Source organism: Oscillatoria salina IIICB1 (assembly GCF_020144665.1).
GTDB lineage: Bacteria > Cyanobacteriota > Cyanobacteriia > Cyanobacteriales > SIO1D9 > IIICB1.
In genome coordinates this window covers 62,892-79,607 of sequence record NZ_JAAHBQ010000005.1, presented here as the reverse complement: position 1 = coordinate 79,607, position 16,716 = coordinate 62,892, and the positions used below count along the sequence as shown (strand labels likewise).

Annotated in this window: 10 protein-coding genes; 8 read left to right on the top strand and 2 right to left on the bottom strand. The window is 44.4% G+C overall.

Going from position 1 to position 16,716, the window contains the following annotated elements; translation table 11 throughout:
• Positions 1-26: 26 nt before the first annotated feature.
• The 4 genes from G3T18_RS01800 to G3T18_RS01785 all read left to right on the top strand — a co-directional run bounded on the left by G3T18_RS01800 (position 27) and on the right by G3T18_RS01785 (position 5,792).
• The gene (locus G3T18_RS01800; protein ID WP_224408803.1) at positions 27-1,217 is read left to right on the top strand and encodes an aminotransferase class V-fold PLP-dependent enzyme; all 1,191 of its coding nucleotides are present in this window, start codon (positions 27-29) and stop codon (positions 1,215-1,217) included.
• 75 nt (positions 1,218-1,292) lie between these two features.
• Complete coding sequence (locus tag G3T18_RS01795; protein ID WP_224408802.1) at positions 1,293-2,387, top strand: glycosyl transferase; 1,095 nt, start codon at positions 1,293-1,295, stop codon at positions 2,385-2,387.
• A gap of 404 nt (positions 2,388-2,791) precedes the next feature.
• Positions 2,792-4,420 carry a bifunctional pantoate--beta-alanine ligase/(d)CMP kinase gene (locus G3T18_RS01790; RefSeq protein ID WP_224408801.1) on the top strand — a complete coding sequence of 543 codons (1,629 nt, stop codon included), beginning with the start codon at positions 2,792-2,794 and terminating at the stop codon, positions 4,418-4,420.
• Positions 4,421-4,865: 445 nt separating this feature from the next.
• Positions 4,866-5,792 (top strand): polysaccharide deacetylase family protein, encoded by a 927-nt coding sequence (locus G3T18_RS01785; protein ID WP_224408800.1) that lies wholly within the window; start codon positions 4,866-4,868, stop codon positions 5,790-5,792.
• A gap of 101 nt (positions 5,793-5,893) precedes the next feature.
• On the opposite strand, the gene G3T18_RS01780 is transcribed toward G3T18_RS01785, so the two are convergent.
• A complete protein-coding gene (locus tag G3T18_RS01780) occupies positions 5,894-7,156 on the bottom strand; it encodes an RNA-guided endonuclease InsQ/TnpB family protein (RefSeq protein ID WP_224408799.1) in 1,263 nt (420 codons plus the stop codon).
• Between the two features lie 129 nt (positions 7,157-7,285).
• Positions 7,286-11,911, bottom strand: coding sequence for a glutamate synthase large subunit (gltB, locus tag G3T18_RS01775; protein ID WP_224408798.1), 4,626 nt, complete (start codon positions 11,909-11,911; stop codon positions 7,286-7,288).
• A 1,133-nt stretch (positions 11,912-13,044) separates the two neighbouring features.
• Here gltB and G3T18_RS01770 point away from each other — a divergent pair.
• The 4 genes from G3T18_RS01770 (at position 13,045) to rpsL (ending at position 16,531) form a co-directional block, all read left to right on the top strand.
• Positions 13,045-15,036, top strand: a complete 1,992-nt coding sequence (locus G3T18_RS01770; RefSeq protein WP_224408797.1) for a phosphodiester glycosidase family protein — start codon at positions 13,045-13,047, stop codon at positions 15,034-15,036.
• A gap of 203 nt (positions 15,037-15,239) precedes the next feature.
• A complete protein-coding gene (locus G3T18_RS01765) occupies positions 15,240-15,653 on the top strand; it encodes a phosphomannose isomerase type II C-terminal cupin domain (RefSeq protein ID WP_224408796.1) in 414 nt (137 codons plus the stop codon).
• 51 nt (positions 15,654-15,704) lie between these two features.
• Positions 15,705-16,034 (top strand): HesB/IscA family protein, encoded by a 330-nt coding sequence (locus G3T18_RS01760; protein WP_224408795.1) that lies wholly within the window; start codon positions 15,705-15,707, stop codon positions 16,032-16,034.
• Positions 16,035-16,159: 125 nt separating this feature from the next.
• Positions 16,160-16,531 carry a 30S ribosomal protein S12 gene (gene rpsL / locus G3T18_RS01755; RefSeq protein ID WP_224408794.1) on the top strand — a complete coding sequence of 124 codons (372 nt, stop codon included), beginning with the start codon at positions 16,160-16,162 and terminating at the stop codon, positions 16,529-16,531.
• Positions 16,532-16,716: the final 185 nt, after the last annotated feature.

The following is a 16,716-nucleotide window of genomic DNA, read 5'->3' as shown; positions in this document are numbered from 1 at the left end:
CTAAACTTGATGGCTTTTTCTCTTTGATGACTAGCGCTTACAGTACCATGCTCAATTTAGAACAATACCGACAGCAGTTTCCCGCACTTGCCCACAAAGCTTATTTTAACTTTGGCGGTCAGGGAACGATGCCTCAAGCGGCACTCTCCGCCATTTATCAAGCTTACGAACATATTCAAACTCACGGTCCTTTTGCTTTCAAGATCAATTCTTGGTTACAAGAGGAAACAGCTTATACTAGAGCAACGATCGCTTCTGAACTGGGCGCACCACCAGAAACGATAACTCTTACTGAAAATGTTACTGTTGGCTGTAATATTGCCCTTTGGGGGATAATTTGGCAACCAGGCGATCGTATTTTGCTGACTGACTGCGAACATCCTGGTGTTATTGCTGCGGTTCGAGAAATTGCCCGTCGCTTTCAGGTACAAGTCTCCACTTGTCCAATTATGGCAACTTTAAATCATGGAGATCCAGTAGCAGCGATCGCTGAACATCTCCATGCTAATACTCGCTTGGTGGTTCTTTCTCATTTACTCTGGAATACAGGTCAAGTATTGCCTTTAGCCAAAATTGTCGAACTTTGTCACAATCATCGTCCCAAACCAGTTAAAATTTTAGTTGATGCTGCCCAATCTGCGGGTTCTCTACCCTTGAAATTAAGCGAACTAAAAGCAGATTTTTACGCTTTTACCGGACATAAATGGCTTTGCGGACCAGCAGGTGTAGGTGGGCTTTATGTACGCCCAGAAGTGCGAGAAGAATTACATCCGACTTTTATTGGTTGGCGAAGTATAACTACCCAAAAAGGTAAACCCAAAGATTGGAAACCTGACGGAAGTCGATATGAAGTAGCCACCTCAGCTTATCCTCAGTATCTAGGATTGCGAGCCGCGATCGCTACTCATCAAAAGTGGGGAACGAGTCAGGAACGCTATCGACAAATTTGTCAAAATAGCGAGTATCTTTGGCAACTTTTGCAGGAAATCGAATCGGTTAACTGTTTGCGTACTTCACCACCGGAAGCGGGTTTAGTTTCGTTTCAACTATCAAATATTTCTCAGCAAAAGTTTGTTAAATCTTTAGAAGACCGAGGTTTCTTACTCCGAACTCTTGCTGACCCTGACTGCATTCGCGCTTGCGTTCATTATTTTACCAGCACCGAGGAAATTGACCAACTTGTTACTGCAATTCAAGAATTATTAGAGGGTAATTAACAGTTAACAGTTATCACGTAGCCGCATTTACCAATTACCAATACCTAATCCCCAGTCCCCAATCTCTAATCCCCAATGAAAACCAGACCAGTATTATACATTGCCATAACTAGCCACGGTTTCGGTCATGTTGTCCGTACAGCTTCAGTTGCAGCGAAAATTCAACAGTTAAATCCAGAAATTTTGTTAGTGTTAGTAACCACAGCCCCACGTTGGTTACTAGAAGCTTATATTCCTGGAGATTTTATCCATCGTCCTCGCGCTTTTGATGTGGGAGTAATTCAATCTGATAGCTTGCAGATGGATAAAGCAGCAACTCTAGAAAAATTAAAGCAGATCGAGCAACAACAGCATTCAATTATTGTAGGTGAGGTAAACTTTCTGCGGACAAATCGAGTCAAATTGATTTTAGCGGATATTCCTTTTTTAGCAACCGAGCTCGCCAAAGCTGCGGGAATTGAATGTTGGATGATGAGTAATTTTGGTTGGGATTTTATTTATCGCGCTTGGGGAGGAGAGTTTGCGGAGATTGCCGATTGGATTAGTCAATGTTACCAAAAATGCGATCGCCTGTTTCGTCTTCCCCTCGCGGAATCGATGACTGCTTTTCCTTATATTACCGATGTGGGTTTAACTGGAGGAACTCCTCGCTTTAGTGAAGAGCTTCTGCGTAGTAAGTTTAAGCTTAACTCGCCCCAAGAAAAATTAATTTTACTTACATTTGGGGGGCTAGGATTACAACAAATTCCTTATAATAATCTTCAGAATTTTCCCTCTTGGCAGTTTGTTACTTTCGACCGTCAAGCACCCGAATTACCAAATTTAATTAAAGTAACTGAAAAGCAATACCGACCCGTGGATTTTATGCCATTTTGCGGGCGAATTGTCTCTAAACCAGGTTATAGCACTTTTGCTGAAGCGCTGCGATTAGATGTACCCATAGTTTCCCTTCTTAGGGAAGATTTTGCCGAAGCCCCTTTATTGTTAGAGGGAATTCAAAATTACTCGTACCATCAAATTCTCACACTAGAAGAATTTTTTGCCTCTGATTGGCAATTTCTTCACCAAAGCCCTAGTCCGCCACGTCAAGACTCTATTTTAGACAAAAATGGGACAGAAGCGATCGCTTTAGCGATCGTTAATTACTGCACGGATTTTTCCTTAATTTAAGTGTGGTATGGCGTTTACTGGGGTTAACTAACTTATCTAAATTTTCGAGAAATTCTCGCCGTTAGCGTTAGCGATCGCCAACTTTTTCCTTCCATAAAATTGATTATTTGTCAAGGTTTAGATTAAGAAATACGCTGCTTGCTGTAGCCATTAAGGGAAGGAAATATCAAGCAGAAAATACCTTTAAAATTAATGTAAATTGCCAAGAGATAAAGCGAGAATAAAATCGATTAGGGGAATAATTATCTAGCTAAAAAACAGATTTAAGCTAGATATATTTAGCAGGATAGTCTCGTTAAGTTTGACATTTTTTGAATCGAGCTTCCTATCTTTGGGAAATTATGATTCCTAATTTTCAGAAAGTAGGGGTTTGGATTATAAGATGAATAAGGGTAATTATACTGATGAGAGGGGAAAAAGTGCGGCTGTTTAGAACAATTCCTGGAATGCGCTCTTACTTAGAAAGCATTCGTCAGGGTAAGACAATTGGTTTAGTCCCAACAATGGGAGCCTTACACGCAGGTCATGTTAGGTTGATCGAACGTGCAAAGGAGGATTGTGACTTAGTAATAGTCAGTATTTTTGTCAATCCCTTACAGTTTCGACCAAATGAGGACTTAGAGCGATATCCTCAAACTTTAGAACAAGATCGAGATTTAAGCGATCGCCTTGGGGTTGAGGCGATTTTTGCTCCGACAACTCAACAAATGTACGGGCATTCTCTAGTCGAAGCAGGTACAAATAACTTAAGCATGACTACTCAGGTAGTGCCACCAGCAGAAATGACTTCAGTTTTATGCGGTTCGTCTCGCAGGGGACATTTTCAGGGTGTCACGACAGTCGTGACGAAACTTTTTCAGATTATCAATCCGACAACTGCTTATTTTGGGCAAAAAGATGCTCAACAGTTAGCAATTATTCGACGTCTAGTTCATGACTTAAATTTCCCAGTAAAAATAGTAGCTGTGCCCATTGTGCGGGAAGAGTCAGGATTAGCATATAGTTCGCGAAATCAGTATCTTACACCCGCACAAAAAGAAAAGGCAGCAACCTTGTTTGCTAGTTTGCAGCAAGCTCAAAAAGCATTTCAGGCTGGAGAAAAACAAAGTGCTGTTTTAATCTCGATTGTCAAAGATAAACTAGCCTCAGTTGAGGAATTAAAGCCAGAATATATAGAATTGGTCGATCCCGAAACGTTAAAACCTTTAGATTCTGTTCAAGATAGTGGATTATTAGCGATCGCCTGTGGGATTGGTTCAACTCGTTTGATTGATAATCTAATTTTGCGCCAGCGCAAACCCGTTATCGCCATTGACGGTCCGGCTGGTGCGGGAAAATCTACTGTTGCTCGTCGAGTTGCTAATGCCTTGGGATTACTTTATCTCGATACTGGCGCAATGTATCGAGCAATTACTTGGTTAGTAATTAGATCGGGGATCGACATTAAAGACGAAAGTGCGATCGCCGAATTAATCGGTATGGGATTAAACGTTTCCTTTGACGAGTTTTCCCCTAGTTACCAAGAAAACCCAAATCGGCGATCGTTAAAATTACTTACCTCAGATAGTTTCGAGCAACCAATTCGCGTTTTTCTCGATGAAGAAGACATAACTGAAGCCATTCGTAGCCCAGAAGTTACTGCTAGCGTTTCCGCAGTTTCGATGTTACCAACCGTGAGAAACGAATTAGTTAAACAACAACAACACTTTGGCAAACAAGGAGGTATTGTTGCTGAAGGCAGAGATATTGGTACGCACGTTTTCCCCGATGCCGAATTGAAAATTTTTCTGACAGCCTCCGTACAAGAGCGAGCAAAGCGCCGCTTGCAAGAATTGAACGAGATTGGTAGGACAGATATCAGTGCGGAAATGTTAGCAGCAGATATTCAAAGACGCGATCGCCTCGATAGCACTCGTACTCTAGCACCTTTACGCCAAGCAGCAGATGCGATCGCAATTCAAACTGATGGTTTAACTATTAATCAAGTAACCCAGCAAATCATCACTCTTTATCAAAAGCAACTTGAGAAGTGAAATCATCAACCTTTCAATACTTGCGGCTCGGGAGATAAATTTTTGATAAACTTTGTCTGAGTAGCGTTACTCCTCTTCGGCTAAACTAGCTCGATCTCAATTCCAACTTGGAACAGAGAGAGATAATTTTCTCTTTGTGAAACTTTTTCAATTTTTCTTAACTCTCGCAAAAACTTCTTTTTGAGAAGAAATCAGCAATTCGAGAGTCTGAAAATTTATTTTCGTAAATAACCGTTTTTTCCGGATCGGCACGAGCGAGATATTAATAATAAAATAATCTCATCAAGCTAAGATTGTCAGGGGCAAAAAAACATAATTTTGACTGCCAAGAAGTGAGAAAATGCCTGTATATTGACAGGATTTTACTTTTGTGTCAAGAATAATGCAGAGCGCATAATTTCCTCTGTGTGGTTTAAATTAAACTTAAGGTGTGAGGATAATTAAGTTGGTACAGCGTAATTCATTAATTTGGCAACGTAGAACCCTAATTGCCACTGCTGCGGCAGCTAGTAGTTTTTTTGCTGGGCTATTTGTCCCTTTGGGTGCTGGTTTTGAACTAACAAGTTCTTTTGATTTTTTGTTGAATTTTGATACTAATTCACTTGAATTATCATCGCTCGACGATCGCGTTTTGGTAGCACAGTCGGAAGAAATATTTGCCAGGCTTTTTCCTTTCTTAGAAACTTTAGAAAAAGAGGAAAAAGCTGCTTTACTTAAATTATCAGTACCAACTTCTTTTCAGGGAAAAACTATTAACAGCATACCTCTCAACAATCAACAAAAATTAATTGCTTTAACTTTTGATGATGGTCCTTGGCCTGATAGTACAAATAATATTCTCTATATCCTCAAACAATACAATATCAAAGCAACATTTTTCCTCTTGGGACAAAATGTTCAAAACTTCCCAGCCCTAGCTCAACAAATCGCTAACCACGGTCATGCTTTGGGCAACCATACCTGGAACCATCCCTACCACTACCACGACGAAGCAGCAGCCGCCCAACAAATCGATAACACGGCTGCCCTCATCTACAAAACTACAGGCATTCATACCTACCTCTTTCGCCCCCCTGGTGGCTTCCTCAACAACGGACTTTCTGCCTATGCCAACAAAAAAAACCACGCCACTGTTATGTGGTCTGCCGACTCTAAAGACTACCAAGCTTCGCCCAGCCTCCTCGCCCGTAACGTCCTCGACCAAGCTTCCCCAGGCGGCATCATCCTCCTCCACGATGGCGGCGGACCCAGAGACAATACTGTCATTGCCCTCCCCCACATCATCACTCAACTCCAAAAACAAGGCTACCAGTTCGTCACCGTCCCCCAACTCATGGAGCTCAAAGAACAAGAGCTAGGGGTTCCCCACTAACCCCTAAAACTCATAAAAATGAAACCGTCCGTGACATCCTCCCACAGCAAATCAAAGATTATGCTGTGGGCTTCCCAACCTCACGACTGGGCATTGCTCCCCTACGCCAGTTGTCTAGGCACATCGCGCCCGACACTTCGACTTGAGAGCCAATACGAGTGCTTTTCGGGAGTCCCCCGATACGTTTCTAGTCCTCTATTGAGCAGTTCTTGGGCTGAGGCAATATCTCTATCCACCTCGTATTTACATTCAGGACAAGAATGAACCCTATCTGAGAGTTCTTTCCTCACTGTAATTCGGCAATTGGGACAAGTTTGAGAAGTTCCTCTATGGTCTACTTCTCCGACAAATACCCCCCTCTTCTTGCCAACAAATTTAAGGATAGAACGAAACTGCCCAAACCCTGCATCAATTGTATGTTTGCCCAAAAAACCTTTTGCCATGATGCGAAAATCAATATCTTCAATAAAGATAGTATCCGCCATATCACAAAGTTTATGGGCAAGCTTGTACTGGTAGTCCTTCCTTTTGAAGGCAATATGATTATGCAGCTTTTCTACCTTTTTTCTGGCTTTTTCGTAATTCTGGGAACGCTGTCTTGGTGCGCGTTCCCTAGCGTCGTGAGACGACGCGGGGTCGCACCGCTTCTTCTTCTTGGACAATCTACGTTGCAGCACTTTCAGCCGACTGTGTAAATCTTTGAAGAATTTACGTCCAGGTTCAACAAAGCCATCACTGGTAGCCAGGTAAGATAATAACCCCACATCAACCCCAATGGCATGACCATGAGGGAAAGGGTCAGGGATTTCAATATCTGAGTACAAAGCGATTACAGCAAACCACCCCATCGCTTTCTTAACTATCCGCACTTGCTTGACGACAAACCCGCATCGAACAGGTCGATGCAAGTTGATTCCTACTTTTCCTAATTTGGGAAGTTGAATGTGCCACCCTGTTATCGGGTTAGTTTTGAACTGTGGAAATAGCATCGACTTCATTTGTCCCACTTTCTTGTAGCGAGGGAAGCCATACCCCCTTTCCTTGAAGAAATCCCAAGCATCATGTAACCTCCGAATATTGGTTTGCAACACTTGAGAAGGAACGCATTTGAGTCGAGGAAATTCTTTCTTGGCTTTTGGTAGATTGTTTTGTTGTTGGTGGTAGCCAGGAAAAGGATAGTCTGCGCAAATAATATATTCTGATTCCAAACTACACCTATCTATTGGACACTTCCTCGAAGCTATCCAATCTTTTAGCTCCCTCAACGCATAGTTGTAGGACAGTCGCAGTGTTTCCAACCACTCATCGAGAAGTTGGATTTGTTGAGTGTCAGGGTAAATTCGGTAAGTGTAGCTTAGAATCATGATTTTAGTCTACTACTCTTACTGCTTAATGGTAAATATTAATTTGGGGGATGTCCATGTATCCCAACGCCAAATTGAAAATTATGGCGTGGGACTTATCGCCTCCCCCAAACCCCCACCATCAGTTAACTAACTGGAAAATGCGCAACTTGAGTGCTTTTCTGTCGAACCTTCTTTCGCCTCGGGAGTCTCAGCCTCTGAGGGAGGAACTATTTGCCAAAACAAATTTAGCATCTCCTCCCAATTAGCCAGCACTTGTTTAGCCTTTTCGCTTCCCGTTTTCTGGCAGTGAGCTTCCACTAATTCCCGCAGTTGTTTTTTGCCTGCGGAACTTGATACACGCTGAATCTTGACAATCTCTTTATTCACCTTCAGTGGCAAACTACCATCCTCATCCAAGAAATAGCCAATTCCTCCAGTCATACCCGCACCGACATTTCTGCCCACACTACCAAGCACCACAACCACACCACCAGTCATATACTCACAGCAGTGGTCGCCAGCCCCCTCAATCACAGCCACACCAGCCGAATTCCGCACCGCAAACCGTTCCCCAGCACGTCCACAAGCAAACAACCTGCCCCCAGTCGCACCGTACAAACAAGTATTGCCAACAATCGCATTCTCCGCCGCCACATAACTCCCCCCCGGTGGTGGAGCGATCGCTATCTCGCCTCCATACATTCCCTTACCCACATAATCATTCGCCTCCCCACTCAAAAACAAATTCATTCCCCCCAAATTAAACGCACCAAAACTCTGTCCAGCTGCCCCCGTAAAGCGCAAATTCAACTCACCAGCAAAACCATCATTACCATAACGCCGAGCCAACTCCCCAGCTACCCTCGCACCCACAGAGCGATCCGTATTCACAATCGCCACCTCGCATCCCACCTTTCCTTGATTAGCAATACATTCCGCAATCTCTCGATCGGCCAAAAGCTTATCGTCTAACATAGGCCCATTACTGTGAACCTCCTCATGTTCCAAAAACGATCGCCCAAACCCATTCAGATTCTTCGTTAAAATTCCTAAATCCAGCCCCCTTGTTTTGCTTAACGACTTATCCTTTCGCTGCACCAACAAATCGCTCCGTCCGATAATCTCAAAGAGCGTCCGATAACCCAGCCTCGCCAACAAATGACGCACCTCCTCAGCCACAAAATACATAAACCGAACAACTCGCTCTGGAGTCCCCGAAAAACGCTCCCGCAACCGCTCCTGCTGCGTCGCCACCCCCACCGGACAATTATTCGTGTGGCAAATCCGCGCCATAATACACCCCTCAGCAATCATCGACACCGAACCGAAGCCATACTCCTCAGCCCCCATCAACGCCGCCATCACCACATCCCAGCCCGACTTCAAACCACCATCAACCCTGAGTAAAACGCGATCGCGTAACTGATTCCCCAACAACACCCGATGCACCTCAGTTAAACCCAACTCCCAAGGCGTACCCGCGCTTTTTATCGAAGAAAGCGGAGAAGCACCCGTTCCCCCATCATGCCCCGAAATTTGAATCACATCCGCATTCGCCTTCGCCACCCCCGCAGCGATCGTCCCAATCCCAATTTCCGCCACCAACTTCACCCCTACTTTCGCCCGGGGATTGACACTGTGCAAATCAAAAATCAACTGCGCCAAATCCTCAATCGAATAAATATCATGATGCGGTGGCGGACTAATCAAAGGCACCCCCGGCTTCGATCGCCTTAACATCGCAATATAAGGACTCACCTTCTTCCCAGGCAACTGTCCCCCTTCCCCAGGCTTCGCCCCCTGAGCAATCTTAATCTCCAACTGCGAAGCCTGGACCAAATACTCCGGCGTAACCCCAAAACGACCACTCGCCACCTGTTTCGTCGCCGAAGAAGCCGTATCGCCATCTTCTAACCCCTTCAGATGCGGTAACGTCGGCGAAAAACCATCCTCATCCACATCATCCAGCACTTTAAACCGAATCGGGTCCTCGCCACCCTCACCAGAATTAGACTTCCCACCAATACGATTCATCGCGATCGCCAAAGTCTCATGCGCCTCCCGCGACAACGAACCCAGCGACATCGCCCCCGTACAAAAACGCTTCGCAATCTCCTCCACAGACTCCACCTCTTCCAAAGGGATAGGAGAGCGATCGCTCTTGAAATCCAATAAATCCCGCAACGCCGTCGGTACTCGTCCTGCTAAATACCCTTTATAAAGCTCATAATGGTCGTAACTCCCTGACTTCGTCGCCTTATGCAAACTCTTCGCCATCTCCGGCGAATTCATATGATACTCCCCACCAGGACGATAATTAATCAAACCATAATTCTCCAACTTTCTTAGGGAATCGGGAAACGCCCGTCCGTGGAAAGCCAAACACTCATTCGCCAACTCCGCCAAAGACAAACCCCCCACCTGAGAAACCGTCCCCGCAAACGCCAACTCAATCAACTCCAAATCCAAACCAATACACTCAAAAATTTGCGCCCCGTGGTACGAACTCAACAACGAAATCCCCATCTTCGAGAGAATCTTCAGCAAACCAGCTTCCACCGACTTACGATAGCGTTGCAGCGCCTCCGTGCGACTAATTTTTTCCAGTTTGCCGCGCTCCATTAGCTTTTGGGTTTTTTCTTCATTCCACCAATTTTGCACCGTTTCCAGAGCAAGATAAGGACACACAGCACTCGCCCCATAACCGATTAGAGCCGCATAGTGGTGAGTACTCCAACATTGTCCCGTTTCCACAACAATAGAAGCATTCAGCCGCAAACCAGAGCGAATTAATTGATGGTGAACCGCACCGACCGCCAATAATGGCGGGATATAACCAGTTTCAAGTCCCATCGCCTCAGCATCGCTGAGGATAATAATTTCCTTACCCTGCTTAATTAACGACTCCGCCTCGCGAGCGAGAAGTGCGATCGCCTCAGCAAAACCAACCTCCCCCCTCGAAATATCCCATTTTGTTTTGAGTTTACCAACCGCAAACTCACCATCCTCAATCTCTATAAGCTGTCCCGGAAAAAGCAGAGGACTTTCGATACACAGCGTACGCCCATCCTTTTCTCGACGATTGAGTAAATTACCCCTTTTCCCCAAAAACATCCGCAAATCCATCACCAAACTTTCCCGCAATGGGTCAATCGGCGGATTCGTCACCTGAGCAAAACGCTGTTTAAAGTAGTCATACAACAAACGGGGTTTATCCGAAAGCACAGCCAAAGGAATATCATCCCCCATACAGAAAGTCGGTTCCTTACCCGCACTCGCCATCGGGACAATAATCATCTCCACATCTTCCGACCCCATCCCAAAAGCCGCCTGCCGCCGTACAAGAGCTTCCGAATGAGTTATCGTTCCCGAAAAATCTTTCATTGGGGCTAATGACCTGCGATGAGAGTGAATCCACTCACCATAAGGAAAACGGGCTGCGACTCGGCTTTTAATCTGCCAATTTTTGAGAATTTCACCCGCAACCAAATCTACAGCGATCGCTTCACCCGGACCCAAGCGACCCTTTTCAACAATCCGTTCCTCAGCAATCGGGACAACCCCTGTTTCCGAAGCAACAAAAACGTAACCATCATTAGTAAGACAATAACGCGCCGGACGCAGCCCATTGCGATCGAGAGTTGCGCCCACAACCTTCCCATCAGAATAAACCAGTAAAGCCGGACCATCCCAAGGCTCTTGCAAACCAGCATGATATTCATAGAAATCAGTAATTGACCGACAAGACTCCAAATCCGGCTGGTTTTTGTAAGCTTCCGGAACCAAAACCATCACCGCCTCTAGGGGACTCATTCCCGTGCGAACCAACAACTCCAGAGCACAATCCAAATTAAAAGAATCACTATGTTCGGGGTTTACCAACGGTTTTAACTTTTCTAAATCCTCTTGATTCCAACCAGGAACCTCCAGATCGCGCTCCCTCGCCACCATCCAGTTCAGATTACCCAACAGAGTATTAATTTCCCCATTGTGACCCAACATCCGCATCGGTTGAGCCAGAGGCCAGCGAGGCATAGTATTCGTACTAAAGCGACGATGATAAACCGCCCAAGAACTCACATAAGCGCGATTTTGTAAATCCAGATAAAACTCACCCAAAACCGCCGCACGCACCATCCCCTTATAAACGATCGCCCGACAAGAAAAAGAACAAATATAAAAATCATCACTCAGATTTTTGCCAACGAGCGATCGGGCAATGTAAAGACGGCGGTCTAACTCATCACCCTCTAAATCCGGGGAACTCACCAGCAACTGCTCGATAAAAGGCTGACTTTCCCGCGCCTGAGAACCCAACAACTCCGGACGCACTGGAACCTCGCGCCAGCCCAGCACCTCCAAGTTTTCACCCCTGACAATTTCTGCAATTAACCTCTTCTTTTCTTGACGATCCACCGGATCTTGAGGCAAAAAAACCATCGCCACACCCAAACGTCCCGGTGCTGGCATCCTCAGATTTTGCGACTCAAACCAAGGACGGAAAACCTCAATTGGCAGAGCCGTCATAATTCCCGAACCATCCCCCGTATCGCGATCGGCACTACAAGCCCCGCGATGTTCCAAACAACCCAGAGCAGACAAACATTGCTCGATCAGCTTATAGTCAGCCACCCCATCTTTAGAAGCAATAAAACCAACACCACAAGCAGATCGTTCTTCAACGAGCCATTTTGGACCTGGAATATCCAGACTCCTCAACAGACCCGGAGTAGTAAAATTATGACGCTTGCCGTTGAAAATATTGTTATCCATTTTAATTTACCTAATTCATTACAGAAGCAGGGAGAAAAATTTTTTACGACCGTTGCGAAACTGTATCTTCACCCTTGTCGAAGCTAATAAGAGCGATTATAAAGTGAGAACAAAATTTGTCCAGACATAATTAATTGAGTCTCTACACCTATAAACCCTCACGCGCCTTTTCTAGACAAGTAAGCGAATCTTTAAATAATAAACAAATTACATTACCTCAACCCAAGTAGGTCGGTCGGTCCAGCCCTTAAAGCAATTGACCTGACCTTAGACCAGATGCCAATCTACCCTACCTTGCGGTAAGGGCTATGCAACAGTTGTCACTGTTGGAGAGGCACTACGAAAACGAAAACGGTATGCCTACCGCAGCCCAGTAGAACCCCACACCGACCTTGGGTTATTCTCGTGCAACTTGGGAAATCGACCCCTTATTCAGTATTTTGGGGTAGCATCGATCCTCTTTACGTTTACGGCTGTTTAATCCCCTCGGAGATCCCTTATTATACTGACAATAATCAATAAAATGCTGCACTTGAGCGTTACCTAAGAATTGCTTATTTTACTTTTAGAGAAAATTTCTGTCTATCTCTACTCGAACTAGACCGACGAACTGGCAAAAGTCATGCTTAGGCAGTTAATCTCCGATCTTGGCGATTAAGAAATAGAATCGTTTGCCACCGGTAATTAGTGTCTAGCGATTAACTTTATCTGCCACGCACCTATTTCTAGAGTAATGAAAACCCTAGTCTGAATATCTTACCTTAAATGCAGCAAACATTGACTAGCCATATTATCGCAAACACACGAAGATAACAATCAACAAGAATCTTACCTTTTTCTTTGCGGGCAACTTTGCTTCTCAATAGCCGTCTTCTCTAAGAATGGTATTAATCGAGAAACCAAGAGCGCTCGTGGTTAATCTAGCCTATTTCGGTGAGATTCGCTGCTACTCATAATCAACGTTAACAGTAACGAGAAAGTCAACATTTCATGATTATTCTCCCGCCAAAAATACATTTGGTGGCGATCGCGAGTCACGCAAAAACTAGAGAAACGCACATCTTAGTCGATCGCGTCAATAACTCAGAACAGATCAACTTTCCTAGGTTTTCTAGGAGCGAAATCAGACTGTCATGAAAATCCTCAAAAATCAACTTAAATTTCGCCAACTAAGACAAAGCCAAAGGAAAAAGTGGCTGACTAGAGTGCTATCCTACCTTTTAACAGCATTTTTTTCTCTAGCGATGCCTGTGGCGGGCTTCGCCATCGCTTTAGCTTTCAATCAAAAATTTGTTACCGCTACCGAACCAGTAGAGGTTCCCACAATTACCCAATCCGATCGCTTATCCACAGCAGAGATTCCCCAAACTACAGTCGAGCAAATCGTGCAACAATCGTCAGCCCCAATCCAGGGAAATAAAATTGCTCTTAACAACGTTACTTTGACGGTCGCTTGGAGGCAATGGCAGGAAGGACAACAAACGCACTTGGCGATCGCCGACACTGACGCAAGCTCGTTGGGGGTGGAACTATTAAGTACGAATAATCCGGCACTACAGCCGATAAGTTGGTTTTCCTCTAGCTCCAATAATCCGATTCTGCAAACTCGCTTTGCCAATCCCTACCGTTATCTTGATGTCACCGATTTACTTGCACAAGCAGGAGCTAGAGTTCAAGCATTAGGAGACACGCTGAAAATAGACTTTACTCCTGCCAAAATCGAAAATATTCGTTTAGGAACTCAAACTTGGGGTCAACGCATCGTTCTCGATCTGGATCGCCCTACTTTTTGGCAGGTTTCTCAAGCTAGAGATCGAGGAGTCGTGATTTTACCTGCAACTGCTGAAGCAGCTTTATTTGAGCGCTTTCCACCAATCCCTACTACACCTTCTGTTTCGGAAACTGAACAGGAAGACGCGGTTAGTCCAGACTCAATTACCGAGTCAGAACCTTCACCGTTAAGGTTAGAAAGTAAAAATGGACGCATTATTGTTCACCTTAACCTAACCGCAGCAAAAGGTTTGCGAGTTTGGAGTTTACCTTCTCCAAATCGTTTGGTTATCGATATTACTGACGAACCCACGCTCGAGCGAGATATTCGCTGGATGCCTGGAGTGCTTTGGCGACAGAGATATATTGAGCTAGAAGAATCTCGCTTTCCGGTGGTATGGTTGGAAATCGATCCCCAGGTAAATCCCGATCTTCAGATCCAACCCATTTGGGCTTCGCCCGAAGGCTTACCGGGAACAAAACCGTTAGTAACCCTGGCTCGTGAAGCTAAAGCGTTGGCAGCAATTAATGGTGGATTTTTCAATCGTAATAATCAACTACCATTAGGAGCAATTCGTCGTGAGGGAATCTGGTATTCAGGACCCATTCTCAATCGAGGTGCGATCGCCTGGAATGATGAGGGGATAATCAGATTCGATCGCCTAAGTTTACGAGAAACTTTAACTACTTCTGTGGGACAGCGTTTACCAGTTCTCTTCCTCAATAGTGGTTACGTTCAAGCTGGTATTGCTCGCTATACACCAGCTTGGGGCGCAAGTTACACCACCTTAATCGATAACGAAATTATTGTCCTTGTCGAGAATAACTTGGTTACTCGACAACTTCAAGCCGGTAAAGCTGGCGAGGATTCATTTGCTATTCCTAGTAACGGCTATCTGCTAACTTTACGTGCCTACCCGGAAGCAGCTAATTATCTTCCTCTCGGCACAACAGTCAATATTACTAGTGTGGCAGTGCCAGAGGATTTTGCCAATTACCCTCAGATTCTCGGTGCTGGTCCACTTTTAGTGAAAAATCGTCAAATTGTCCTCGATCCCGAAGCTGAGAAATTTAGTCAATCCTTCAGTCAACAAACCGCAATCCGAAGCGCGATCGCGACTAGCAATAATGGTACTTTAATTATTGCTACTGTTCATGGTCGAGTTGCGGGTCAAGGTCCTAATCTCCAAGAATTAGCTCAATTGATGCAGCTTTTAGGCGCAGTTGACGCTTTAAATCTCGATGGTGGTAGCTCAACTTCTTTGTATTTAGGAGGGCAATTACTCGATCGCTCCCCCGTCACCGCAGCCCGTATCCATAATGGTATAGGTATTTTTCTCCAACCTTTACCTTGAATCAAAACTTATGTGAAGCCTGCTTAAAGTAAAAGTAACCAGTAGATAAAGAGTTAATAAATTAAGTCTACTCTCACCTAATTGGGGTAACACTCTCTGACCAAGATTTGTTATGTTTGGGTCAGTGAAATAGCTCAAATCGTATTGATACGAGCAAGCAATGTTCACTAAATATTAAAATTTTGGGGAGAAAAATATAAATTATGGTTCAGTCGAAACAAGCTACTCCAGCTACCTCGTTTTCCTTACCCAGCAACCTTTCTTCTCAAGCTGTCGCTGCTACTGAATTACGTCCTTGGGGTTCGTTTACAGTTTTAGAAGAAGGAAAAGGATATAAAATTAAACGGATTGAGGTTAAGCCCGGTCATCGTCTGAGCTTGCAAATGCACCATCACCGCAGCGAACACTGGATCGTTGTTTCCGGAACTGCTAAGGTGGTTTGTGGCGAGAAAGAAGAAATCTTGGCTAGCAATCAATCAACTTATGTTCCCCAATGCACTGCTCATCGTTTAGAAAATCCTGGAGTGATTAATCTGGTATTGATCGAAGTCCAGAATGGTGAATACCTGGGGGAAGATGATATTATTCGTTTTCAAGACGATTACGCCCGTCGCTAAATCCTCAATCAATTTTACTCCAATCAAGAAAGCAGTAATCGCGATCGATCGATGATTAATCTTAGTAAAGCTGCCGCTAACGAAATTAGACGTTTACAGGCTACTCGTCAAAAACTAGACAGCCAATTGCGCTTGAAAGTAGAAGCAGGAGGCTGTTCTGGTTTGTTTTATCTTCTTGAGTTTGACGAAACCCCCCCTGTTAAAGAAATCGTCTGCAATAGCAACGGGATCTCGATAGTCGTAGATGCAGAAAGTTATAAATTCCTAGAAGGTCTGAATATAGATTATTCAGAAGATCTTATGGGAGGCGGCTTTCGTTTTCATAATCCTAATGCTACTAACACTTGTAGCTGTGGCAACTCCTTTGCTAAAAAAAATTAAGCTAAAACTTATAGATAATCCTTGACAACACCCCAGGTAGATAGATTATAATAGGAAATTGTCAATCATTTAGCTAGGTAAAGAATTACTTAGGCTTAAGGTAATCTGGCTAGACTTTTTAACTCATGCCCACTATTCAGCAATTAATTCGTAAACAAAGATCGACAGCAAACAAGAAAACTAAGTCCCCAGCTCTCAAACAATGTCCTCAGCGAAGGGGGGTTTGTACGAGAGTATACACGACAACACCGAAAAAGCCGAACTCGGCATTGCGTAAAGTCGCAAGGGTTCGCTTAACTTCTGGTTTTGAAGTAACTGCTTATATACCTGGTATTGGTCATAACTTACAGGAACACTCGGTAGTTTTGATTCGGGGTGGTAGGGTAAAAGACTTACCTGGAGTCAGATATCACATTATTCGCGGTACTCTAGATGCTACAGGAGTAAAAGACAGACGACAGGGGCGTTCTAAGTATGGAACTAAACGTCCTAAGTAAAGATTCCATTTTTGGGGAACGCCACCAGCGAAATTTTGAGATCTTGAGGTATCCTCGGAAAATAGAGAAATTACAGGACGAAAATGAGTTCTGAAAAAGCTCAATTATTTTCCAAGCATCTAAACTAGCAAATAGCGAAGTTGAGAGTAAATTTTAGTCTCAAGAATACTGTTGTCTGAAGTGAA